The 22,539-nt window shown below is 66.6% G+C and carries 24 protein-coding genes; 7 read left to right on the forward strand and 17 right to left on the reverse strand.

Annotated features, from left to right (window positions below; genetic code table 11):
- A partial coding sequence (locus BLS74_RS23705) for a PIN domain-containing protein (RefSeq protein WP_139191733.1) occupies window positions 1–180 on the reverse strand: 180 nt, incomplete at its 3' end.
- Between the two features lie 175 nt (window positions 181–355).
- Here BLS74_RS23705 and BLS74_RS23710 point away from each other — a divergent pair.
- Together BLS74_RS23710 and BLS74_RS23715 are read left to right on the forward strand one after the other, a co-directional pair.
- Window positions 356–1,351 carry an alpha/beta hydrolase family protein gene (locus tag BLS74_RS23710; protein ID WP_093109609.1) on the forward strand — a complete coding sequence of 332 codons (996 nt, stop codon included), beginning with the start codon at window positions 356–358 and terminating at the stop codon, window positions 1,349–1,351.
- A gap of 32 nt (window positions 1,352–1,383) precedes the next feature.
- Window positions 1,384–1,986 carry a YbhB/YbcL family Raf kinase inhibitor-like protein gene (locus tag BLS74_RS23715; RefSeq protein ID WP_280142659.1) on the forward strand — a complete coding sequence of 201 codons (603 nt, stop codon included), beginning with the start codon at window positions 1,384–1,386 and terminating at the stop codon, window positions 1,984–1,986.
- 25 nt (window positions 1,987–2,011) lie between these two features.
- Here the strand turns inward: BLS74_RS23715 and BLS74_RS23720 are convergent, their stop codons facing one another.
- The 3 genes from BLS74_RS23720 to BLS74_RS23730 form a co-directional block, all read right to left on the reverse strand.
- A complete protein-coding gene (locus BLS74_RS23720) occupies window positions 2,012–3,025 on the reverse strand; it encodes an AraC family transcriptional regulator (protein ID WP_093109610.1) in 1,014 nt (337 codons plus the stop codon).
- A gap of 46 nt (window positions 3,026–3,071) precedes the next feature.
- Window positions 3,072–4,253 carry a CaiB/BaiF CoA transferase family protein gene (locus BLS74_RS23725; RefSeq protein ID WP_093109611.1) on the reverse strand — a complete coding sequence of 394 codons (1,182 nt, stop codon included), beginning with the start codon at window positions 4,251–4,253 and terminating at the stop codon, window positions 3,072–3,074.
- An 82-nt stretch (window positions 4,254–4,335) separates the two neighbouring features.
- Window positions 4,336–5,331 carry a LysR family transcriptional regulator gene (locus tag BLS74_RS23730; RefSeq protein ID WP_093109612.1) on the reverse strand — a complete coding sequence of 332 codons (996 nt, stop codon included), beginning with the start codon at window positions 5,329–5,331 and terminating at the stop codon, window positions 4,336–4,338.
- A 104-nt stretch (window positions 5,332–5,435) separates the two neighbouring features.
- Here BLS74_RS23730 and BLS74_RS23735 point away from each other — a divergent pair, with 104 nt between their 5' ends.
- The 3 genes from BLS74_RS23735 to BLS74_RS23745 are packed head-to-tail and all read left to right on the forward strand — an operon-like array spanning window position 5,436 to window position 8,373.
- On the forward strand, window positions 5,436–6,641 hold the full coding sequence (locus BLS74_RS23735) for a pyridoxal phosphate-dependent aminotransferase (protein WP_093109613.1): 1,206 nt from the start codon (window positions 5,436–5,438) through the stop codon (window positions 6,639–6,641).
- A gap of 48 nt (window positions 6,642–6,689) precedes the next feature.
- Complete coding sequence (locus BLS74_RS23740) at window positions 6,690–7,676, forward strand: Bug family tripartite tricarboxylate transporter substrate binding protein (RefSeq protein WP_093109614.1); 987 nt, start codon at window positions 6,690–6,692, stop codon at window positions 7,674–7,676.
- A 10-nt stretch (window positions 7,677–7,686) separates the two neighbouring features.
- Window positions 7,687–8,373, forward strand: coding sequence for an RraA family protein (locus tag BLS74_RS23745; RefSeq protein ID WP_093109615.1), 687 nt, complete (start codon window positions 7,687–7,689; stop codon window positions 8,371–8,373).
- Here the strand turns inward: BLS74_RS23745 and BLS74_RS23750 are convergent.
- Entirely contained in the window at window positions 8,351–9,313 is a 963-nt protein-coding gene (locus BLS74_RS23750; RefSeq protein ID WP_093109616.1) for a LysR family transcriptional regulator, read from the reverse strand. The genes BLS74_RS23745 and BLS74_RS23750 overlap by 23 nt on opposite strands.
- 49 nt (window positions 9,314–9,362) lie before the next feature.
- Window positions 9,363–10,709, reverse strand: coding sequence for a pectate lyase family protein (locus tag BLS74_RS23755; protein ID WP_170855692.1), 1,347 nt, complete (start codon window positions 10,707–10,709; stop codon window positions 9,363–9,365).
- On the opposite strand from BLS74_RS23755, the gene BLS74_RS34520 reads away from it, so the two are divergent.
- Complete coding sequence (locus BLS74_RS34520) at window positions 10,708–10,971, forward strand: hypothetical protein (RefSeq protein WP_170855693.1); 264 nt, start codon at window positions 10,708–10,710, stop codon at window positions 10,969–10,971. The two genes, BLS74_RS23755 and BLS74_RS34520, sit on opposite strands and share 2 nt — an antisense overlap.
- Window positions 10,972–11,094: 123 nt before the next feature.
- On the opposite strand, the gene BLS74_RS23760 is transcribed toward BLS74_RS34520, so the two are convergent.
- The 5 genes from BLS74_RS23760 to BLS74_RS23780 all read right to left on the reverse strand — a co-directional run bounded on the left by BLS74_RS23760 (window position 11,095) and on the right by BLS74_RS23780 (window position 15,049).
- On the reverse strand, window positions 11,095–12,030 hold the full coding sequence (locus tag BLS74_RS23760) for a LysR family transcriptional regulator (protein ID WP_093109618.1): 936 nt from the start codon (window positions 12,028–12,030) through the stop codon (window positions 11,095–11,097).
- An 89-nt stretch (window positions 12,031–12,119) separates the two neighbouring features.
- Complete coding sequence (locus tag BLS74_RS23765; protein ID WP_093109619.1) at window positions 12,120–12,839, reverse strand: hypothetical protein; 720 nt, start codon at window positions 12,837–12,839, stop codon at window positions 12,120–12,122.
- Between the two features lie 272 nt (window positions 12,840–13,111).
- The gene (locus tag BLS74_RS23770; protein WP_093109620.1) at window positions 13,112–13,687 is read right to left on the reverse strand and encodes a flavin reductase family protein; all 576 of its coding nucleotides are present in this window, start codon (window positions 13,685–13,687) and stop codon (window positions 13,112–13,114) included.
- A gap of 13 nt (window positions 13,688–13,700) precedes the next feature.
- Window positions 13,701–14,609 carry an amino acid ABC transporter substrate-binding protein gene (locus BLS74_RS23775; protein WP_093109621.1) on the reverse strand — a complete coding sequence of 303 codons (909 nt, stop codon included), beginning with the start codon at window positions 14,607–14,609 and terminating at the stop codon, window positions 13,701–13,703.
- Window positions 14,606–15,049 (reverse strand): VOC family protein, encoded by a 444-nt coding sequence (locus BLS74_RS23780; RefSeq protein WP_093109622.1) that lies wholly within the window; start codon window positions 15,047–15,049, stop codon window positions 14,606–14,608. Before BLS74_RS23780 ends, BLS74_RS23775 begins: the two co-directional genes overlap by 4 nt.
- A gap of 100 nt (window positions 15,050–15,149) precedes the next feature.
- Between BLS74_RS23780 and BLS74_RS23785 the strand changes: the two genes are divergently transcribed.
- A complete protein-coding gene (locus BLS74_RS23785) occupies window positions 15,150–16,025 on the forward strand; it encodes a LysR family transcriptional regulator (RefSeq protein ID WP_093109623.1) in 876 nt (291 codons plus the stop codon).
- An 81-nt stretch (window positions 16,026–16,106) separates the two neighbouring features.
- On the opposite strand, the gene BLS74_RS23790 is transcribed toward BLS74_RS23785, so the two are convergent.
- From BLS74_RS23790 to BLS74_RS23815, 6 genes are all read right to left on the reverse strand, one after another.
- Window positions 16,107–16,496 (reverse strand): HU family DNA-binding protein, encoded by a 390-nt coding sequence (locus tag BLS74_RS23790; protein ID WP_170855696.1) that lies wholly within the window; start codon window positions 16,494–16,496, stop codon window positions 16,107–16,109.
- 67 nt (window positions 16,497–16,563) lie between these two features.
- Window positions 16,564–18,135 (reverse strand): ABC transporter substrate-binding protein, encoded by a 1,572-nt coding sequence (locus BLS74_RS23795; protein WP_093109625.1) that lies wholly within the window; start codon window positions 18,133–18,135, stop codon window positions 16,564–16,566.
- Between the two features lie 40 nt (window positions 18,136–18,175).
- Window positions 18,176–19,825, reverse strand: coding sequence for an ABC transporter ATP-binding protein (locus tag BLS74_RS23800; RefSeq protein WP_093109626.1), 1,650 nt, complete (start codon window positions 19,823–19,825; stop codon window positions 18,176–18,178).
- Window positions 19,822–20,652 (reverse strand): ABC transporter permease, encoded by an 831-nt coding sequence (locus BLS74_RS23805; RefSeq protein ID WP_093109627.1) that lies wholly within the window; start codon window positions 20,650–20,652, stop codon window positions 19,822–19,824. Before BLS74_RS23805 ends, BLS74_RS23800 begins: the two co-directional genes overlap by 4 nt.
- The gene (locus BLS74_RS23810) at window positions 20,649–21,593 is read right to left on the reverse strand and encodes an ABC transporter permease (RefSeq protein WP_093109628.1); all 945 of its coding nucleotides are present in this window, start codon (window positions 21,591–21,593) and stop codon (window positions 20,649–20,651) included. The genes BLS74_RS23805 and BLS74_RS23810 overlap by 4 nt, the downstream gene beginning before the upstream one ends.
- Before the next feature lie 22 nt (window positions 21,594–21,615).
- Window positions 21,616–22,512: an alpha/beta hydrolase gene (locus tag BLS74_RS23815; protein WP_093109629.1), complete on the reverse strand. Its 897-nt coding sequence runs from the start codon at window positions 22,510–22,512 to the stop codon at window positions 21,616–21,618.
- Window positions 22,513–22,539: the final 27 nt, after the last annotated feature.

Consider the following 22,539-nt stretch of genomic DNA (forward strand, 5'->3'; position numbering starts at 1 on the left):
CCGATCGCCCGAGACGATGAGCCTGGCGCGTGCGGCCACGGCGGCGGCCAGCACGCCATCGTCGTCGGGGTCATCCTTGATGGTGGGCGCGATCGTGGCCGGGCGCACCAGGCTCGCCAGCGTGGCGTAGCCATGCACGAGCTGCTCAAGCGTTGGGTCGCTGAGCTGATGGCACAACATGCGCCTGTCACCGTCCGAGGTGATTCGTGACTTGAGCGTTGAATGCGTAGTTCGGCGACCTGGTCCAGCTCGCGCACTCGCGCCCGATCCAGCGTCGCGTCACCAAGGCGCGGCGAACCTTGCCAGCGACGGCTTTGGTCGGCATCATCGCGAGCGCTGAAGAAGGAGCCTGCTGATGAAACCGTGGATTCGCTATGCCGCCGCTCTCGCCACCTTCGTGACCGCGGCCGCCGCCGCGCAGGCAGCGGGCCTCGTGGGCAACACGCTGCCACCGGGCCTTCCTTCGATCGAAGACACCTCGCTCGCCCGGCCGCTCATTGGCTTCGGCGCCGCCGGGCCGGTGACGCGAACGCCGGTCATCTTCATTCACGGCAACAACGACACGCCGTTCCCCACCGCCTGCAACCCCTACGGGCGCGTTCAGGCGATGGCGCAATACTTCGCCGACAACGGCTATTCCACCAGCGAACTCTGGGGCGTGGGCTACCAGGGCGACCAGTGCGACCTGGCCGCGGACCAGACACGCCGTTCGAGCATCGCCCACACCAATGCGGCCAACGTGCCCGACCTGCGCCGCTTCGTGCGCGCGGTGATGGACTTCACGAGCGCCAAGCGGGTGGACATCGTCGGGCACAGCCTGGGCGTGACGCTCGCGCGTGAATGGATGCGGCAGGACGAGGTGCAACACATGGTGCGCCGCTTCGTCGCGATCGACGGGCCCAACCACGGCATCATCAACTGCTCGCCCGACCCCGCCAACTACTGGCAAGTCCCGGCGGCGGGCGGCTTCACGCCTGCGAGCGACGTGTGCCAGGAACTGGGCTCGCCCGACTCGCCCTTCCTGCGCCTGCTCAATGGCCGCAACGGGCGCAACGAGAACGACGGGCCCACGCGCGTGCTGGTGATCCGCAACGGCGATGCCAGCTTCGTCTACTTCCCGGTGCAGGACGGCTCGGTTGCGCCGGTGCCCGCCGTGGATTCGTTCGGCAGGCCGACTGACTTCTCCAAGAGCGCCAGCCTGCGCGGCGCGCGCGAGATCGTGCTCACGGGCCAGGGCGCCTACGACCCCATCCTGCGCACCGGGCACCTCGGCATCCTGAACTCGCCGCAGACCTGGCAGGCCGCGTTCGAGTTCCTGGACGACCGCATCTCCAGGGGCAAGGACGACTGAGACGCGCTCATACTTCAAGACTCCCCGGCCGCATGAAGCTGCTTTGCTCGAGAAAAGGAAAAATGATGATGCATTCGACGTTGCGTTCGACCTCTCTTGCCGCCATGTTGACAATGTGCGCATCGCTCGCGCACGGTGCCGGCTTTGTGTTGACCAGTCCGAGCATCAAGCCCGGCAGCATGCTCACCGAGGCCCAGGTCTTCAACGGCTTCGGCTGCACGGGCAAGAACGTGTCGCCCGCGCTGAAGTGGAGCGGCGCGCCCAAGGACACCAAGAGCTTCGCGGTGACGGTGTACGACCCGGATGCACCCACCGGGTCGGGTTGGTGGCATTGGGTGGTCTACAACATCCCGGCGACTGCTGTCGAGTTGCCGGAAGGAGCCGGGTTGCCCGACGGCAAACAACTGCCTGCCGGAAGCGTGCAGGGACGTACCGACTTCGGCGCACCGGGATTCGGCGGTGCGTGTCCGCCGAAGGGCGACAAGCCGCACCGCTATGTCTTTACGGTCTACGCGCTGAAGACTGACAAGCTCGACATTCCCCCCGACGGTACCGCGGCGCTGGTGGGCTACATGATCAACGCCAACAAGCTTGCCGCGGCCACTTTCACAGCGAAGTACGGGCGCGCGAAATAGGCGTTGGCAACTGTGCTTGCCTCCATCAGCGTTCCGGCCCGTGCACCAGGCGGTACTCGCCCGGGGCCACGCCGGTCCACTGCTTGAAGGCGCGATGGAAGGTGCTGGCTTCCGAGAAGCCCACGCGGTTGGCGATGTCCAGGAGCGGCAGCGGCGTGTGCAGCAGGTATTCGATGGCGGCATCGCGGCGCAGCTCGTCCTTGATCTGCTGGAAGCCGCGGCCCTCCTCGCGCAGCCGGCGGCGCAGTGTCTGCGGCGTCACGGCGAGCGCCTCGCCCACCTCCTCCAGCGACGGCAGCTCGTTGCCCAGCTGCTTGCGCAGCAGCCGGCGAATGCGTTCGGTGAGGCTGCTGGTGTCGCGGTACTTCACGATCAGGTTGGCGGGCGAGCCGGCGAGGAATTCGCGCAGGCTCTGCGGCGACTGCACGACCGGCAGCGCCAGCCAGCGCGCATCGAACCACAGGCCGACGTGGGGCTGGCCATAGCGGATCGGCACCTGGTAGACGCGTGAGGTGTCGGTGCTCGTCTGCTCCGCCGTGTAGTCCACTTCCAGCAGCGGGATGCGGCGCGCCACCAGCCAGGAGAAGGCGTTGAAGGCGAGCAGCATGAAGGCCTTCACCGCATAGTCCAGCCGCGCGTCGGAGGCGCGCCGCAGCACGAACTGAACGTGTGCGCTGCCCTCGCTTACCGTGAGGCGCGGCACGAAGTCATGCAGGAGCAGGTGATACATGGCGAAGCCGTCGCGCAACGCATCGCCGAGCGTGGCGCAGCGCACCAGTTGGCGCATGCACTGGCCGAAGCTTCCGGGCGGCAGCGGGTGGCTCAGCAGGCCCCAGATCTCGTCGCGCAGTTCGCGCCGCAAGGCGCGGATCAGCAGCGCGTACTGGCGCTGCGAGATGCGCGCCAGCGGCGACTCCAGCAGCGAGGGGGCGATGCCCGCCCGTGCCAGCAGGGGTGCCGCATCGAGCCCGCGATGGCGCGCGCCCATCAGGATGCTGTGCACCTGCTGGATGGCAACGGTGTGGTGGGTGAGCGTCATCGATAGCGGCCGCCGCGGCTCGGCCGACGATTGTAGGCAGCGCCATTCAGTCAACGGCGCCTGCCGCCCGCAGCGCAGCCACGGCCGAGGCGTCCAGTCCTGCCTCGCGCAGGATCTCCTCGGTGTGCTCCCCGGCGTGCGGGGCCGGCCGCGGAGCGGACGGCTCGAAGCCGGTCATCTTGACGGGACAGCCGAGCTGCGGCGCTGCCGCATCGCCGCCCGCAACGCGCATGCCGCGCGCGCGGAAGTGCGGATGGGCGAGGGCCTCGTCGATGCGCAGCACCGGCGTCACGCAGCCGGCGCCGTCGTGGAACAGGCTGCGCCAGTGCGCGAGCGGCCGTGCACCGAAGATGGCGGCCAGCTCGGCGCGCAGGCCTTCCTCGGTCGCGGGGTCGCCGCTGCGGTGCAGCGGCGCGAGATCGGGGCGCTCCAGCGTGCGGCAGAGCTCCTCCCAGAACTTCGGTTCCAGCGCGCCGACCGCGAGCTGCCGGTCGTCGGCGGTGCGATAGAAGCCGTAGCAGGCGAGCGCACCCGTCAGCGCGCTGTGGCCGGTCTGCGGCACCTGGCCGTGCTGGTGCAGGCCGGCCAGCGGCAGCACCGCGTGGGCGAGCACGCCATCGGCCATGGCGATGTCCACATGCCGTCCGCGGCCGCTGCGTGCGGCATCGAACAGCGCGGCAAGAATCCCTGCCACCGCCGTCATGGTGCCTCCCAGCAGATCGGCCACCGGCAGGTTCGACAGGGCCGGCCCCGCGGCGTTGCCGATCTGGTCGGCCACGCCGGCCAGCGCCGCGTAGTTCAGGTCGTGTCCCGGCGTGTCGCGCAACGGCCCGGTCTGGCCGAAGCCGCTGATGCTGCAGTAGACGATGCGCGGGTTGACGGCCGCCACCGCTTCGTAGCCCACTCCCAGCCGCCGCATCACGCCGGGCCGGAAGCCTTCCACCAGCACGTCGGCATCGCGGCACAGGCGCAGCAGCGTGGCCACGCCATCGGCGTGCTTGAGGTCGATGCGGATCGCGCGCTTGTTGCGGTTGACGAGCGCGCGCACGGCGGGGCTGGCGTAGTCGCCGGCGCCGGTGTCCTCGATCTTGACGACGTCGGCGCCGAGGTCGGCGAGGTGCATCGCGCCGAGCGGGCCCGGCAGCAGCCGGGTCAGGTCCAGCACGCGCACGCCTGCCAGCGGTGCGCCGCCGGGTGCGCGCGCCGGGGATTCAGGGGAAGAGCTCATGAGGTCTGCAATCTAGACGGCGCGCAACACCCCGGCAATGGCGGCACCGGTCGCGTCGATTGGCGAAAAGCGTCAGGAGCGGCTATCTCCTGGCAGGCTTCTTCACGCCTCGGCGCACCGAGCGTTGCCGCACGGTTGAGCCCGAGCCGCGCAACGCACGTGCCGGGGCCACATCGTGCTGGCTGGCCCGCAGCTTGAAATCGCAGGTCTCGACGGCCAACTCGACAATGCGCGCCAGTGCAGGGCTGGCATCGTCGCTTCGATAGACCGCGCTGTAGACCAGCGGCGGCGGCATGGGGTCGCTCTTGACGACGCGCAGCAAGCCGCTCTTGATGTCCGGCCGCACATAGTCGAGCGCCTGTTGGCTGATGCCGAAGCCGCTGATGGTCAGTTCGCGCAAGACGGTCGTGCTGTTGGTCAGCAGCACCTTGCCGAAGCGGAAGCCGTGCTCCGCGCGCCAGGCCTCATAGAACTTGTTCTTCGAGGCGCCGGCGGGCTGCTCGATCACGGGGTAGTCGGCAAACTCGTGCGGCTTCAGGGCCCGGTTCGGGATGCCGAGTCGCGGACTCGCGATCCAGGCCTGGTCGACCTGCCCGACCTTGATCGTCTCGAAGGCCTGGCCCCAGAAGGTGCCGGGCATGATGGACAGATCGAGCTTGTTGGCTTCGAGGCGTTCGAACAGCGTCAGGCCCGCATCCACCACCGGCTCGAGCGTCACATGGGGATGCAGCTTCTGAAGAAGCTGGATCAGGCGCGTGAGCCATGTCATCGCGATCAGCTCCGTCACGCCCACGCGGAAGGTGCCACGCAGCGTCTTGTCCACGCTGATGTCATGTTGAATGCGCTGCCACAGGCGCTGGGCTTCTTCCGCGAGCGGCAGCAACTCCCGGCCGGCCTGGGCCAGCTCCAGCCCGTGGGAGGTGCGGTGCAGCAAGGGCCCACCCAGCGACGCCTCGAGTTCCGCCAACCTCTTGGAGATGGCCGACTGCGTGGTGTGCAGCTTCACCGCCGCGGCGCTGAAGCTCTGAAGCTTGGCGCTGAAGAGAAAGGCCTCCAGCTGCTTGAAGGTGAAGTTCATTCCAGCGGAATGTACGCCCAAGGTCCATCGCAGGAATAAAAGGAATAGCCGGATCCTCCGATTTCTCGTTTGTCCTGCGGCGCATGGCCTTTGATACTGCGCCCATGCTCCACATCGCGCCACGCCTGAATCGAATCAAGCCGTCTCCCAGTTCCATGGCCGGCCAGAGAGCGCGCGAGCTGCGCGCGATGGGCCGGGACATCCTGGGCTTGACTGCGGGCGAACCCGATTTCGAGACACCCCAGCACATCAAGGAGTCGGCCATCCGTGCCATGGCTGCCGGCCAGACCCGGTATACGGATGTGGGCGGCACGCCGGCGCTGAAGGAGGCGATCGCCGGCAAGTTCCGAAACGAGAACAGGCTGGCTTACGCGCCGAGCGAGATCATCGTCGGCACCGGCGCCAAGCAGGTGATCTTCAACGCCCTCATGTGCACGGTGGCGGCGGGCGACGAGGTCATCGTGCCGGCGCCCTACTGGGTGTCGTACCCGGACATCGCGCTGCTGGCCGGTGGCGTTCCGGTGTTCGTCGACTGTACGGCCGAAAACGGCTTCAAGCTCCGGCCCGCGGATCTCGAGCGTGCCATCACCGGCCAGACACGGTGGCTGATGCTCAACTCGCCGAACAATCCGAGCGGAGCGACCTACACGCGCGCCGAGCTTCAGGCGCTGGCCGAGGTGCTCCGGCGCCATCCCCACGTCTGGATACTGACCGACGACATCTACGAGCACCTCATCTACGGCGATGTCGAGTTCGCCACCATGGCCCAGGCGGCGCCCGATCTCAAGGACCGCACCCTCACGGTGAATGGCGTTTCCAAGGCCTATGCGATGACGGGTTGGCGCATCGGCTACGGCGCCGGGCCTTCGGAGCTGATCAAGGCGATGGTCAAGCTCCAGTCGCAGAGCACCTCCGGCCCAAACTCGATCGCCCAGGCTGCGGCCGTTGCAGCACTCACGGGACCGCAGGACATCGTGGCCGCGAATCGGCGCGAATATCAGAAGCGACGCGACACGGTGGTGGCGGCGCTCAACGCCATCGACGGCATCCATTGCGAAGTGCCCGGTGGCGCGTTCTACGTCTTCGCTTCATGCAGCGAGCTGTTCGGCCTTCGCACGCGCAAGGGGGCAACGATCGACAGCAGCGACGACTGGGTGATGCACCTGCTCGATTCGCAGGATCTGGCGGCGCTGCAAGGCAGCGCCTACGGCGTGCCGACGCACTTCCGCCTCTCCTTTGCCGCCAGCACCGAACAGCTGCTGGAGGGTTGCCGGCGCATTGCACGGGCGCGCGACGAACTCTCGGGCTAAGCCATCACCTCATCCTTGCCTCCATGTCGAATTGAACCAGGAACCGCCATGAAACTCCGATCGCTTCTGAAGCTCTTGCCGGCCCTCGCCGCAAGCATCGCCTGGCTGGGCGCCACCCAGGTGTGGGCGACCGATCCTTTCCCGTCGAAGCCGGTGAAGATCCTGGTCGGCTTCTCGCCCGGCGGCTCCAACGACGTCGTCGCACGCCTGATCGCGCCGAAGCTGGCGGAAGGGCTCGGCGCGCAAGTCGTGGTCGACAACCGGCCCGGCGCCGGCGGCAACATCGCGGCATCGGCGATGCTCACCGCACCCGCGGACGGACACACGCTGCTGATGTGCACCACGGGGACCTTGTCGATCCAGCCGCATGTGCTCAAGAGCATGCCCTTCGATCCAGAGAAGGACATCGTGCCAGTCACGCAGGTCACCAACGCGCCCTACATGCTGATGGTCAACGCGACCCTGCCCGTGAAGAGCGTCAAGGAACTCGTCGCCTACGCCAAGCAGAAGCCCGGCGAAATCAACTTCGCTTCTTCGGGAACGGCAACCGGGGGCCACTTGGCAGGCGAGATGCTGAAGACGCGCGCAGGCATCGACATCGTCCACGTGGCCTACAAAGGCACCGGCCAGGCGATGACGGATCTGCTGGCAGGCCAGGTCTCGATGATCTTCGACCAGCCCGTCAGCTCGATGCAGTACGCGCGCTCGGGCAAGCTCCGCGCCTTGGCGGTGGCCAGTGCGCGCCGGTTGACGGCCTTCCCTGACATTCCGACCGTGATGGAAGCCGGCGTTCCGGACTTCGAACCCGTGACGTGGGCAGGCATTTGCGCGGCCAGGAACACGCCGCCCGCCATCGTCGAGCGCATCCAGCGCGAAGTCGCCAAGGTGCTTGCGATGCCCGAGATCGCCAAGCGGCTCGCCGCCGACGGCCTGGAACCGGTTGGGAGCACCCCCGAGCAGTTTCGTGCGTTCCTGGTTGCTGACAAGCGCAAATGGGGCCGCGTGGTGAAGGACGCCGACGTCAAGGCCGAGTGAGAACAAGACGATGAGCCATCTACCCGATATCGTTCGCGACTTCCAGCGCGTTCCGCCTGATCTGGTCCAGCAGGCTTCGGCCTTCCAGCCCGCCATCCTGGCCGACGTTGCAGGCCGCCGAGGTGCCCTGCACGGCCGCATCCGGGCCTTGCGTCACCGGATGAAGCTGGCCGGCAGCGCGTTCACGGTGGAAGTGCGGCCGGGCGACAACCTGATGATCCACGCCGCCATCGCGCTGGCCAAGCCCGGCGACGTGCTGGTGATCGACGGCAAGGGCGACCAGAGCGCTGCCCTGATGGGCACCATCATGATGAACGCCTGCAGGCAGGTCGGCATCGCCGGCGTGGTGATCGACGGCGCGGTGCGCGACAGCCTCGAGATCGACGAGATGGACTTTCCCGTTTTCTCGGTCGGCACCAATCCCAATGGCCCGACGAAGCTGGCGTCGGGGCGGATCGGACATCCGGTGTCCGTCGGCGGCGTGGCCGTCCGTCCGGGTGATCTTGTTGTTGGCGATGCCGACGGCGTGGTCGTGGTCGAGCGGGAGAAGGTAGAGGCGCTTCTTCAGGCGGCAAGAAGGAAAGTTGCGGACGAAGCCGCGCGCATCGATGCCATCAAGAAAGGCGATACGGCTGCCAAGTGGCTGGACTCCGCGCTGCGCAACGCGGGTGTGCTCAAGGAAAACGAGAAGCTGTAGGCCGAGCGCCTGCAGTCTGTTCCGCATCCATCAACCAGGCGGCTTCGTGCAGCAGCCCGCGCAGCCAGACCAGTCCCGGGTCGTGGGTGCGGTACTTGTGCCATTGCATCGCCTGCTCCATCCTGGGCATCGGTACGGGCAACGCATGCAGCTTCAAGGGCTGAGACCTCTGTGCGAGTCGCGCCAGTCGTCCATGCACCGTGGCGATGCATTCGGTGCCGATGACGACAAAGGGAGCAGCCACGAAGCTGTAGGTCGTGACTTCGACACGGCGGACGATACCGTGGCGCTGCATGAACCAGCTTTCGAGGGTCGGCTGATCGGTGCCCGTGGGCTGCGTCACGACATGACCGGCGGCCACGTATTGGTCGAGGGTCAATTCGCCGGCGTGCGCAAAGCGGCTGCCGCTCCATACCACGCAGTTGAACTCCTCTTCGAACAGGACCTCGGCGGGATGCTCGCGCGAGCAGTAGTTGCGGGGAATCACCAGCAGGTCCGCGTCGCCGCGCTCCAGCGCGCGTTGCGGTCGGTCCATCTGCGGCAATGGCGAGAGCTGGAAGCGCACGGTGCTCGATTGCCGGCGCGCCAGCGCGAGCAGGTGCGGCATCAACGTCACCAGCGTGTAGTCGGAGACGAACATGCGGAACTCGCGGTCCGACTGCGTCGGGTCGAACTGCGGCTGCGTGGCGATGGCGGTGTCCACACGCGAAAGTACGTCGCGCACGGCTTCCTTCAGCGTTTCGGCCCGGGGCGTGAGCTCCAGCTTGCGGCCGACCTGAACCAGCAGTTCGTCCTCGAAGTACGTCCGCAGACGCGTCAGCGAACTGCTCATGGTGGACTGGCTCACATGCAGGCGCTCGGCCGCCCGGCTGACGCTGCGCTCAGCCAGCATCGCATCGAGCGCCACCAGCAGATTCAGGTCGAGCTTGTTGAAACGCATGGAGCGTTCGCAATGCCGCGGTCAGCCTGGCGGGCGCAAGAAGGCATGGTCAGGGCGAAACCGTGTAGGGCGAAGGCACCGGTGAAACCTTGCCGACGCCGGCGCTGGCCGCCACCTTGGCGCGCAGCGCATCGACGCCGGTGTCGGCGGTGTAGGCATAGCTGGCCGCGGGACTCCAGGTCACGGCGCCGATGAAGGGGGTCGAGCCGCCGTTGTTCTTGGTGTCGATCAGCGACTTGGCCACGGCGTTGAGGTCCACCGTAGCGCCGTTGAGCCATGAGCCCGCATCGGTGAAATACTGGGCCCACTTGTCGAAGTTGGCGCTCAGGAGCTCGCTCGGCGCCGCGCCGGCGATGTCGAATGCATTGCGCTCCGAATAGACCTTCGAGTTGTAGCCCAGCCCGATGCCGTAGCCGAAGTAGTACTGCTGTGTGTAGTCGGCCTGCTTCGGGCCCGCGTACACGTTGTTCAGGATGTGGACTTGGCCGTTTCGCACCCGCGGCATGCGCTGATTCACCCATTGGATATGGTTGTGGTGGAAAGTGATGCGGTAGTCGCCGTCGTTGCTGTCGGTGGCGCCGATCAGCATGGCCTTGTGGTGGTTGTAGAAGCGGCTGTACGACACCGTCACGTAGTCGGCGCCGCTCTTGATGTCGAGCAGGCCGTCGTAGTACTTGTAGCGCGACTTGTCGGTTTGGGCGCCTTGCAGTTCGGGGCCATCGGTGAACTCGCAGTGGTCGACCCAGACGCGGTTGCCGCCGACGATGGTCATGGCGTCGGGTTCGGCGTTCCAGGCGCAGTAGTCCTGGTCGGTGATGCCGGAGGAGCAGCTCTCGAACGAAGGCCAGAAATCGGTCGCCGGCACGAAGCGCAGATTGCGCACGATGACGTTGCTCTGTCCGCTGACCATCAGCCAGCCCTGGTAGAACTCGGGCGTCGTGCCGTCGTCGCCTGGCACGCCGAGGACCGAGATATTGCCGCGCTCCAGCTTCGCCTGCGTCACCGCCTGCTGGCAGGGTTGCCTGGTCTTGCCGGCGCACAAAGCCTCGGTGCCGGTCTCGTATGCGGCCTGCGTCAGAGTCATGCCGCTGTCGTTGACGTTGGCATCGAGGCGGCCCTTGATGAAGATGACGACCGGATAGTCCTTCCAGCCCCCGGTCACGCCGTTGTGCACCTCCCAGGCGGACCAGTTGGGTGCGCCGGCACGCGGGTCGTCGTTGCTGGCGCCGGTCTTCTTCGAGCGGTACAGGCAATCGCGCAGCAGCCGCATGCTGGTGGCGGTGCAGGTCACGGGCGCCTTGCCATCGATAGCGGCGAAGCCGCCGGTGGGAGCGCCTGCGCTATGAGCCGTGGCCCATCCGATCAGGCCGTCATCGGCTGCAGCGCCGGTGGTCATGCTCGTGTTGGTCGAGCCGCTGGTGTTGGTCGCGCCGCTGGAGCCGTTCGATCCTCCCGTGCCGGCCGATCCGGTCGTGCCGGTCGCAGTGGTGGTGCCGTTGGATGGGGTCGTGGTGGCCGCAGCTGGTGTGATGGCTGCGCCGGTGTTCGCTCCCGAACTGCCGCCGCAGGCGGCGAGCAGGGCACAGAGAAGAAGCATCCAAAGCGCACGACGCGCCATCACCACCGAGGAATGTTCTCGCATGATCGTAGTCAAGTGAATTAGTCGCGCTGATCGCGGAATAAGTCACAAATTGTCACATAACGGGCACCCGTGACTAGAGCAAGCCGTGGATTTCAGTCGTGCATTTCCGGTGCAAATGACCGACGCCATGCGCACCTCCTCAGGCTACCGCAGTGCCTGAGCTCTCGGCGGTCAAGGACCTTTGCGACCAGAACCGGGCCATGCCCTCAGCCAGGAAATCGGCAAGAAGCGATGCCGCGAGAGGCTGGTGGCGCCGGCTTGGAAAAACGGCATACAAACCCCCGTTCTCGCGGCGGTAGTCCGGCAGCACGTGCGCGAGCGTTCTCGCACGCACGTGGTCCACAGCCAGCACGGCGGGGATCAACGCAATGCCCATGCCCGCCAGCGCGGCGCTGGTCATGGCCTGGTGGTTGTCCACGCTGAAGCGCCCCTTCACCTCGACCGCTTCAGGGCCATCGGGCCCCGTCAGAAGCCATCTGCTGCGACCGCCAGGGTGCGGCAGGACGAGGCAATCGTGTTCCGACAATGAGTGCGCGGTACGCGGCGTACCTCGAGCCTGCATGTAGGCAGGGCTGGCAACCAGGATGCTGTACGCGCTGTCGATCTTGCGCGCGACCAGGCTGGAGTCCGGCAAATGCCCTTCGCGAAGAGCAAGATCGATGCGCTCGGCAATCAGGTCGACGGCCGCGTCGTTCAACGTGAATTCGAGTTTCACGCGGCTGTGCCGAGCAAGAAACTCCGTGACCCATTCCGGCTTGAAGAAACTGAAAAACCCTGCGGGCGCCGCAACGCGGATGGAACCGCAGGGCGCTTCGTTGCTCTCCAGCATTTCTCTGCCGGCAAGCACGATGTCTCCAATCGATCCACGGCATTGGTCGAAGAACTTGCGGCCTGCCTCCGTGAGACCCAGTTGACGCGTCGAGCGTTGCATCAGCCGGACGCCGAACCGTCGCTCGAGCCATTGCACTCGTCTGCTCAGGGTGCTGGGCGGCATGCCGAGACGTCGTGCGGCCTCGGCGAAACTTCCGGCCTCGACGACGCTGACAAACATGGCTACTTCATTGAAGTCCAGCATTCGATCTCATTGAAGTAGTTGTGAAACAGAGAAGTCAGACAGTCTGCGCTACGCAAAATGCGCACCAGCTTCATGCGTCTGCGAGGGTTCTAGCCAGTAGAGCGCTTCGACAAGCGACTTGACGCCCGAAGGCCAAGCCTACGGCGGATGCCGCCGATCAAGCCTAGCGCAATGTGATTGCGGACCGCGCCGGTCAGCTTCGGGACGATCGGCAGTTCCGTCTCGCGCGGCAGGATCGACTCGGGATGCACCTCCAGCACGCCTGCCTTGCGCAAGGCTTGCAAGAACCCGACGCATCGAGAAAACGACTGCTGACTGAGATCAGCCAGCTCGCTCGCGTTCAATTCGCACCGCGAAAGCAGGCTCGCCATCCGAACATTGCCGGAGTCGTTGCCCAGCAGCGCGGCTGGAGGCCAGCGGCGAAGCATGAAGCGGACCGAATCGGAGACTTCCATCTCCATTGCAGTCTGCTCATCCGTGGTCGGGAGCGCCGGTTGCGCTGCGAGCAACTCACGTTCGGTGTTCTTCAACCATTGCTGAAGCTTTTCGGCGCGAATCGGCCGTTTGAGCGTATTCGGCAGATCGCCTGAACTCATGCGAGTGAGCGTGAGCACCGCTCTTGCCATGGCAGCGGCCTCGGGACACCCGCCTTCGGTCGTGGTCCCGTCGACCAGCAGCGCGTCGTACGGCGGCACATCGACCAGCTTCCATGGGAAGGCGCCGTCGTGCGCAGACAGCCGCACGATCGTTTGAATCACGACGACTTCGGCGGCGGGCAGCCGATGGACGCCAAGCCTCAGCGTGGACATGCGTTGCCCTCGAGGCCGCACTGCGCTGGGTTGAAGCGGAATGCGGGGTCAGGCAAGTGTGGGACGAATACAGAACAACGACACGGCGCGAGAAGTCATGTGACTCGGGTGACTCGAAGAAGCGGTGGAGCCTATGAGCGCCGAGCCCACTAGTAAAATTGATTGTGTCGATGCGACATATCGATGCCGCCGATACTTGTGGGGCTATCCGCAAGGAAGGCCGTGAAGACGACGGCGCGACCAAGTCTTCGCCGACCCGCCGCACCGCTGCGCTACAGCGGTTCAGCCCTGAGCGTGCCGCCGGCACGCACGAAGTTGCCTCCGCCGAGGTGATGGATGGTCTGCAAGTCGGCGTTGTCCTCGCGAAACAACCAATGCCCGCCGGCGAAGATGCGCGCGTCGGCCGCCGCGGCGACCACCTCGCCGAAGCAGGTGTCATAGGCATCTTCGGTATGCGGCTCGCGGATCAGCCGGCATTCCAGCCAGGCGGCGCAGCCCGCCTCGAGCAGGGGCATGCCCAGCACGGGCCCGCGGCTCGCCGCGATGCCGTGGCGCTCGAACTTGTCGAGCGTGCGGCCGCTCGTGTTGCCGAGCGCGTAGGTGAGGTCGACCAGCGCCGTGCCGGGCAGGCAGATGCCGAACGCGCCACTGGCGGCGACGAGCTCGCGCGTGTAGGTCCGCTTGTCGATCACCACCGCGATACGCGGCGGCGTGAACTCTACCGGCATCGACCAGGCGGCGGCCATGACGTTGCGGCGGGCGCCGTCGGCACTCGTCACCAGCACGGTCGGGCCATGGTTGACGAGGCGGCTCGCGTGTTCGAGCGCGACGGGCTGAAAATGATTCATGACAGGCATCCGGTTACTTGCGGGCCCCGGCGCTCGTCAGCGTGAACTCTTCCGCGGGCTTGTCGTTCGGAATCGCCCAGACAGCCTTCGTCGCCTCCGATGCCGGCAAGTTGACGATCGCGCCGGCAGGGGGAATGGGCTTCATGAACCACTTGTCATAGAGCTGCGCGATCTCGCCGGACTTCATCATCCCCCGCAGTGTGTTGTCGATGCTTTGCTTGAAGGCAGGGTCGTCCTTGCGAAGCATGATGGCGATCGGCTCCACGCCAAGAACCTCGCCCACGATCTTGTAGTCCGCAGGATTGCGCGCCTTGGCGATATTGCCGGCCAGTACCTGGCTGTCCATCACAAAGGCGTCCGCCCGGCCCGAGTCGAGGTTGAGCATGCTGTCGGTGTGGTCCTTGCCGAAGATTTCCTGGAAGTCGACTCCCGCGGCCTTCTCATGCTTGCGCAGCAATTGCACGCTCGTCGTTCCGGTCGTTGTTGCCACTCCGCGGCCACTCAGCTGGTTGATCGACTGGATGCCCGAGCTGGCCTTGACTGCCATGCGGACTTCTTCGACGAATGTCGTGAGGGCGAACGCCACCTGCTGCTGCCGCGCGGCATTGTTCGTCGTCGAGCCGCACTCGATATCGATCGTGCCGTTCTGCAGCAGCGGGATGCGATTCGAAGACGACACCGGCGCGTACTTGATATCGAGCTGGGGCAGACCCAGCTGCTTCTGAATGTCGGCCAGGGCACGGTGGCACAGGTCGATATGGAAGCCGACGTACTTTCCGTAGCCGGTCGTGTACGACAGCGCACCCGACGACTCGCGAACGCCCATCCTGACAACGCCCGTCTCCCTGATCTTCTCCAACGTATCGGCCTGGGCTGCGCAGGCGCACGCGGCGGCAACGATGGCGAGTATCGCTTTCTTCATTTGGCGAAGAGCATTTCGATGTTGGCGAAGGCCTTGAGCTCCAGCGCATTGCCGGAGGGATCGAGGAAGAACATCGTGGCCTGCTCGCCGGGCTCGCCCTTGAAGCGGATGTACGGCTCGATCACGAACTCGACGCCCTGCGCCCTCAGGCGAGCCGCCATCGCTTCCCATTCGGACATCGGCAGCACGATGCCGAAGTGGCGTACCGGCACGCCATGGCCGTCGACTGCGTTGCGCTGCGCCACACCCGTCTCGTCGGGCGCCAGGTGGGCGACGATCTGGTGGCCGTAGAAGTTGAAGTCGACCCAGTCGTCCGCGCTGCGGCCTTCGGGGCAGCCCAGCAGCTCGCCGTAGAACTTGCGGGCCAGCGCGATGTCGTGCACCGGAAAGGCTAGGTGGAAGGGGGACATCATGGCCGGGTTGGTGGTCGGAGTCAGCATGGTGTGGGGCTCGGTGTGGATGAGGACGCGTGATCCTAGGGTCGGATGAGAAAAAGAAAAATCAATATATATTTGACAGATGCATCAATGGAATTTGTGAATGATCCGCGAGCTGAAGACCTTCGTCGCCGTGGCCCGGGAAGGCACCTTCGCCGCTGCCGGCCAGAAGATCGGCCTGACGCAAGCGGCGGTCAGTGCGCAGATGCAGCGGCTGGAGGCCGAACTTGGTTTCGCGCTTTTCGACCGTACCGGCCGTTCGGCCCGCCTGAACGCCATGGGCCAGGAGACCCTGGAGCAGGCCACGGAGCTGATTCGCCTCTACGCCAATCTGGGTTCGCGCCATGCCGGCCCGCGCGCGACGGTGCCCGTCAGCATCGGCGCGATCGCGTCGGCGCAGCGCCTGCTGTTGGCCGAGGCGCTGACCAGCCTCCACAAGCAGTCGCCGGACTGCCGCACGCGCGTGATTCCCGGCCTGTCGATGGCGCTGCTGAACCTGGTCGATGCAGGTGAGATCGACATGGCCATCGTCATCCGTCCACCGTTCGCCCTGCAAAGCGACCTGCGCTGGACCACGCTGGCGCATGAACCATTCCGCCTGCTGGTGCCGCGACATGTCGAGGGGAGCGACTGGGCGGAACTGCTGTCCAGCCAGCCCTTCGTGCGCTACGACCGCGCTTCTTTCGGCGGTCGGCAGGTCGACCGCTTTCTGCGCGCCGCGCACTTGAGCGTGCAGGAGATCTGCGAGCTCGATGAGTTGGACGCGATCGTGCGGCTGGTGGCCAACGGCCTGGGGGTGGCCTTGGTGCCGCAGACCGCCACGCACCGGCGCTGGCCTGCCGCGGTACGCGCCATCGATCTCGGCCGCCACACATTCCACCGCGACATCGGGCTGGTGCATCGCTCGAGCCGCAATCTGACCGGGTCCGCGAGCCTGCTGGCGCAGTTGGTCTGCGCGGCCTACAGCGGCAGCCTGTAGCTCACCGCTAACCCGTTGCACCAAACGAAACGGCCCCTCGGGGCCGTTGTCCGTGAGAGCCGCGGCGCCGCCGCGGGGCACTTACTTCTTGGTCTTCTTGGTAGGTGCAGCTTTCTTGGCGACCGGCTTCGCTGCAGCCTTGTCAGCCTTGCGTTTTGCTGCCTTGGGGTCGATGGCGGCTTTGAACGCGGAGCCGGGAACGAACTTCGGGAGCTTTGCCGCAGCAATCTTGATTTTTTCGCCGGTGCTGGGATTCAAGCCCGTGCGGGCTGCACGAGCGACTTGCTTGAACGTTCCAAAACCAACGAGTTGGACGGGATCACCCTTCTTGACAGCAGCGACGATGGAGCCAGTGACGGTCTCAAGAATGCGCGCAGCCTCGGCCTTGCTGACGGTGTGTGCGGTCGCGATTTTCTCGACCAGTTCAATACGATTCACAGATTTCCTTGGAGTAGTTCGCCTTGTTGCCAAAGGCGGCGCAGCCAACCAGACTGGCTGCAAGCGGCGCGGAGTGTAGCCGAGGTCTGCAAACCCTTGGTCAGCCGGCCTTTGATGCGCTCGTGGCAACCGATACGCCCCATAGGCGCGGCTTGCCTTCCCAGACCGAGAAGCCGCTGATGCGCTTGCGCACCGCCCAGGCGTCGAGGCCGTTGTACAGCATGATCAGCGGCACCTGCCGGATCATCTGCGCGTGGATCTGATCGAACAGCGCCTGGCGCTTCTTCGGGTCGGCTTCGGCAAAGCTCTCGTCGATCAGCTTGAGCGCCTGCGGATCTTCCCAGACCTTGCGCGACTGCTTGTCCTTGGGGCCCGCGAACTGCTCGTAGCTCAGCGCCGGATCGAGGCGCGACGAGTACGTGAACGAGCTGATCTGGTAGTTGCCACTGTTGTAGCGGTCGAGCTGCGTGGCCCACTCCAGCACCTCGATCTGCGCGTTGATGCCGACGGACTGCATCATGGCCTGCGCGAGCACCGCCACGGTGTAGCTCGGCACGTGAGCGCGCTTGTTGGTCTGGATGGTGATCTTCTCGCCCTTGTAGCCTGCTTCGCGCAGCAGCTTCGCCGCCAGCGCCGGGTCGTAGCGGTAGCCCTTCTTCTGCGCCGCGCCGTAAAAGGCCGACCCCTTGTGGATCGCCGAGTTGTTGACCGAGCCGAGGCCCTCGGAAGCCGCCGCCACGATCTGCTCCATGTCGAAGGAGGCGGCGATGGCCTGGCGCAGTTTCTCGTTCTTTAGCAGCGGGTCGCGGGTCTGGATCAGCAGCACGTTCTTGGTGGCCTGGCCGGGCGTCTGCACGGCGAGCTTGCTGTCGGTCTTGAGTTCCTGCACGTCGCTCGCGGTGATCTGGCCCGCATCGACGGCGCCGGACTTCAAACCTGCGGTGGCAGTGGACCCATCGGGCACGACGAGGAAGCGCACCGTGTCCACCAGCGGCGCCTTCAGGCCCACGTAGCCGTCGGCCTTGCTGCCGGGCGGCGAGGTGTAGCCCTTGAAGGCCGTGACGGTGACGTACTCGCCGCGTTTCCATTCGCCGAGCTTGAAGGGGCCGGTGCCCACCGGCTTGTCCCAGCTGCCGTCGGCCTTGACTGAGCTGCGATGAAGAATGGCCGTCATGCCGCAATCGGTGCGCGACAGCGTGTCGAGAAAGATCGCCGAGGGCTTGTTGATCTTCATGACGAAGGTGGCGGCGTCGGGTGTCGAGGTTTCGACCACTTTGAGGCCACCGCGGCCGTCGAACTCGCTGAGGCAGCGCCAGTCGGTCTTCGGGTCCATGTAGCGCTTCCAGCTCCAGTCCACGTCGGCCGAGGTGAGCGGCGCGTCGTTGTGGAACTTCACGCCCTTGCGCAGGCGAAAGGTGTAGGTCAGGCCGTCCTTCGACATCTCCACCGACTGCGCGAGCAGCGGGCCCACGCTGCCGTCCTGGCGGTAGCCCACCAGCCCCTCGACCATGTGCAGCACGATGCCGTCGGTGGTGTTGTCGCGGTTGACGCCGGGGTTGGTGGAGCGGATGTCGGCCGGCTGCGCGACCGTCACGGAGGTCTGGGCGAAGGCGGTGGCGCAGGCGATGGATGCGCCGCCGATGGCAGCGAGACGGATGAGAAGACGGGGCATGGTGGCGTACTCCTTCGAAGTCAGTATGGGAAAAGGGCTCTCAGGCCGCAACGGCGGCGCCGAAGCGCCAGCGCAGCCGCACGCCGCCGCTGTCGGTGGACTCGAGTGCCGGAATGGCCGAGAGCAGCTTGCGCGTGTAGTCCTGCTGCGGATGGTCGAACACCGCGTCGCGCGTGCCCTGCTCGACGATGCGTCCGTCCTGCATCACGATCACCCGGTCGGCCACCTGCTCCACCACGCCGAGGTCGTGGCTGATGAAGAGGCACGAGAAGCCGTGGCGCTTCTGCAGTTCGGCGAACAGTGCGAGCACCTGCGCGCGCACCGTCACGTCGAGCGCCGAGACCGGCTCGTCGGCGATCACGAATTCGGGCCGGCGCACGACCGCGCGCGCGATCGCCACGCGCTGCCGCTGGCCACCCGAGAGCTCGTGCGCGTGGCGCGGTGCGAAGCCCGATCCGAGGCCCACCTCGTCGAGCACTTCCTGCACGCGCCGCCCCTTGTCGACGGCAGACATGTTCCGCAGCAACCGCAGGCCTTCGCCCACCAGCTGGCCGATGGTCATGCGCGGGTCGAGCGAGGCGTACGGGTCCTGGAAAACCATCTGGCACTGCAGCCGGTAGTCGAACCAGCGGGGGTCCGAGCGCGCGATCTGCCGGCCGCGGAACAGGATCTCGCCGCCGCTGGGCCGCAGCAGCCCGGCGATGGCGCGCCCCAGCGTGGTCTTGCCCGAGCCCGAGCCGCCGACGACCGCCACCACCTCGCGCGGGCGCACCGCCAGGTCGATGCCGTGCAGCGCGCGCTTGGGTACCGCCTTGGCGAAGAGCCGGCGATGACCGGGATAGTCGACGACGAGGTTGCGCACCTCGACCACCGGCGCTTCCTCCGCCACCGGCCGCGCGGGTAGGCGCCGCGGCATGGCCTCGAGCAGCTCGCGCGTGTAGGGGTGTTGCGGGCGCGCAAGCAGGTCGTCGGTGTTGCCGATCTCCTTCACCTCGCCGTGCCGCATCACGACCACGCGCTGGGTGAAGCGGGCCACCATCGGCAGGTCGTGGCTGATCATCAGCACGGCGGTGCGGTGCTCGCGCGTGAGGCCGACCATCAGCTCCAGCACGTCGCGCTGCACCACGGCGTCGAGCGCGGTGGTGGGCTCGTCGGCGATCAGCAGCGCGGGCTGCAGCAGCATCACCGAGGCCAGCATCATCCGCTGTCGCATGCCGCCCGAGAACTCGTGCGGCCACGCACCGAGCGCGGCCTGCGGATCGCGAATGCCGACGCGCGCGAGCATGTCGAGGATCAGCGCGCGGCGCGCATCCGGCGGCAGCTCGCGCCGGTGCAGCGCCAGCGCCTCGCCGAGCTGGCGGCCGATGGTCATCGACGGGTTGAGCGAGGTCATGGGCTCCTGGAACACCATGCCGACCCGCAGGCCGCGCAGTTCGCGCAACCGCTGCGGCCTTGCCTGCGCAAGGTCTTCGCCCTCGAAGAGGATGCGGCCTGCGGTACGCACCAGCGGCGGCGGCGTGAGGCCCATGATGGCGCGCGCGGCCTGCGTCTTGCCGCTGCCGGATTCGCCGACGATGCCGACCATCTCGCCGGGCGCGATGTCGAACGAGACCTTGCGCACGATCTCGCGGCCGCCCGCGCCGACGGCGAGCGTGAGGCCCTCCACGCTGACCAGGGGAGTCGTCGTCATTGCACGCCTTTCATGCGCGGATCGAGCCAGTCGCGCACCGCATCGCCTAGCAGGTTGATGCCGAGCAGCGTCAGCGCGATGCACAGGCCCGGAAGAATCGAAAGATGGCTGGCCTGCGCCATGAAGGGCCGCGCCGAGGAGAGCATGTTGCCCCATGTGGGCGCCGGCGGCGGCACGCCGAGGCCCAGGAACGAGAGAGCGCTCTCGGCCAGGATCACCCAGCCGAACATCGAGGTGGCCAGCACCGTCAGCGGCGCGGTGCAGTTGGGCAGCACGTGCCGGAACATGGTGTAGAGCTCGGAGTTGCCGAGCACGCGCGAGGATTCGACGAACTCCTTCTCGCGCAGCGACAGCACCGTGCCGCGCACGATGCGGGTGACCGAGGGCGTGTAGGCCAGGCCCAGCGCGAGGATGATGCCGTACTGGTTGGCGCCGACCACCGCGAGCAGGCCCAGCGCCAGCAGCAGGCCGGGGAAGGCCAGCAGCGCATTGTTGAAGGCCATCACGATGCGGTCGGTCCAGCCGCGCAGGAAGCCGGTCAGCACGCCGACGATGCTACCCGCGACGATGGAGAAGCTCACCGTCAGCAGGCTGATCCAGACGCTCGTCGAGGCGCCGGCCATGAGGCGCGAGAATTCGTCGCGGCCGAATTCGTCGGTGCCCAGCAGGTAGCTGCCGCCCGGCGGCCTGAGGCGGGAACCGAAGTTGATTCGCAGCGGATCGTGCGGCGTCCAGAACTGACTCAATACCGCCGCGAGTGCGACGGCGCCGACGATCAGGATGCCCACCAGGGCATTGAGGGGAATGCGTTGCTTGCGGAATTTCATTCGACAGCCACCCGTGGGTCGAAGATCGGATAGCAAAGGTCGATGACGAGGTTCACCGCCACGTAGACCGCGGCGACGAACAGTAGGCAGCCCTGGATCACCGGGTAGTCGCGCGCGAAGATCGCGTCCACCAACAGCCGGCCGAGGCCGGGAATGGTGAACACCGTCTCGACCACCGCGATGCCGCCGAGCAGGTTGCCGAGCACGAGCCCGATCAGCGTCCAGGTCGGGCCGAATGCGTTCTTGAAGGCATGGCGCATCAGCACCGCACGCTCCGACAGGCCCTTGGCGCGCGCGTGGGTGATGTAGTCGAGGCGCAGCACCTCGAGCGTGCTGGCGCGCGCCATGCGCATCAGCACTCCGATCTCATGCAGGAAAAGCGTGAGCACTGGCAGCACCAGATAAAGCAGGCCGGCCCTCCAGTCTTCGGCGAGCGACACGTAGCCGACCACCGGCAGCCAGCCCAGCTTGAGGCCGAACAGCAGCAACAGCAGCAGGCCGAGCCAGAACGTCGGGATCGACACCAGCAGCGTGGCCGAGCCGACGAGCAGCAGGTCGGGTGCGCGGTTCTGCTTCCAGGCGGCGATCATGCCGGCGGGCACCGCCACCAGCGCGGCCAGCGCCACCGCGGCCAGCACGATGCGGCCGCTGATGAGGAAGCGCTCGGCCACCAGCGGCAGCACGTCCTGGCCGCTGTTGATCGAGGTGCCGAGGTCGCCCTGCAGCACGCGGCCGAACCAGATGCCGAACTGGGCCGGCACCGAGCGGTCCAGACCCAGACGGGCGCGCAGGTCCGCAAGGCTGGCGGGCGTGGCCAGGTCGCCGAGCAGCAATTGCGCGGGGTCGCCGGGAATGAGCCGTATCAGGATGAAGACCGACACCGCCACGATGAGCAGTGTGGGAATCGCCATCGCGATGCGGGCCGCAGCGAAACGGAACATGGGCCTGTCTCCTTGCGCGTTCTCAGCCCGGGATCGACGATGGCGACGGGGACGGCGTGGCGCGAAGCTCGCGTAGCACGCGGGCGAGGAAGTCCTGCACCCGCCCGACGCAGGCCAGGCCGTTGTGCGGCACGTTGTCCAGCAGGTCGAAGACGACCTGCACGCCGGCCGCTTCGAAGGAGCGGCGCAGGGTTTGCAGCCGCTCGGGTCGCGTGGGGCCCGCGTCGTTGGCGCCCGGCATGAAGTGCTTTCCGCCGGGCCTGTGGGTGATCTCCCAGGTCTCGATGTCGGCCTTGCCGGCCACCATGTGGACCGGCACGCGGCGCAGCGCCTCGAGGTCGAGCGGCTTGCCGAAGCGGGTGTCGAAATCCTGCGTGCCGACCCACCAGCCCTGCTGCGGATCGATCTGCGTCACCGAACCGGGTGCGCCGATGGACACGGCCCACAGGCGCTCCGGGTGCAGCAGCGCGAAGCGGTTGGCGAACTGCCCGCCGCCCGAGTAGCCGAAGAGCGCGAAGCGGTTGAAGTCGCAATCGAACTTCTCGCCCACCTCGGCCACCATGTCGAGCAGGATCCGGTCGTAGCGGATGTCGGCCTCGATCAGCTGCTTGAAGCCGTCGCGGTTGCCGTCGCCGCGCACGCCGACCGGAAACAGCGGGCACAGCACGATGCAGTCGTTCCACTTGGCGAAGCCGCTGAAGGCCTCCCGGTAGTTGACGAAGGCGCGGCCGGTGCCGTGCATCACGACGATCAGTTGCATGGGCCGCGTGCCGGCGCTGCCGATGTGGTGCGGCACGTAGGTGCAGTACGAGAAGCGCGGATCGCTGCGCGAGGCGTAGATGGTGCTGGGACCCAGGTCGTAGATGGCGCGTGCGCGCTGTTCGGCCTGAACGAAAGAAGCCTCGGGGGTTTCGAGCATGGCGGTGTGTAGGTGCGTATGAAAGGG

Source organism: Variovorax sp. CF079 (assembly GCF_900101545.1).
Lineage (GTDB): Bacteria > Pseudomonadota > Gammaproteobacteria > Burkholderiales > Burkholderiaceae_C > Variovorax.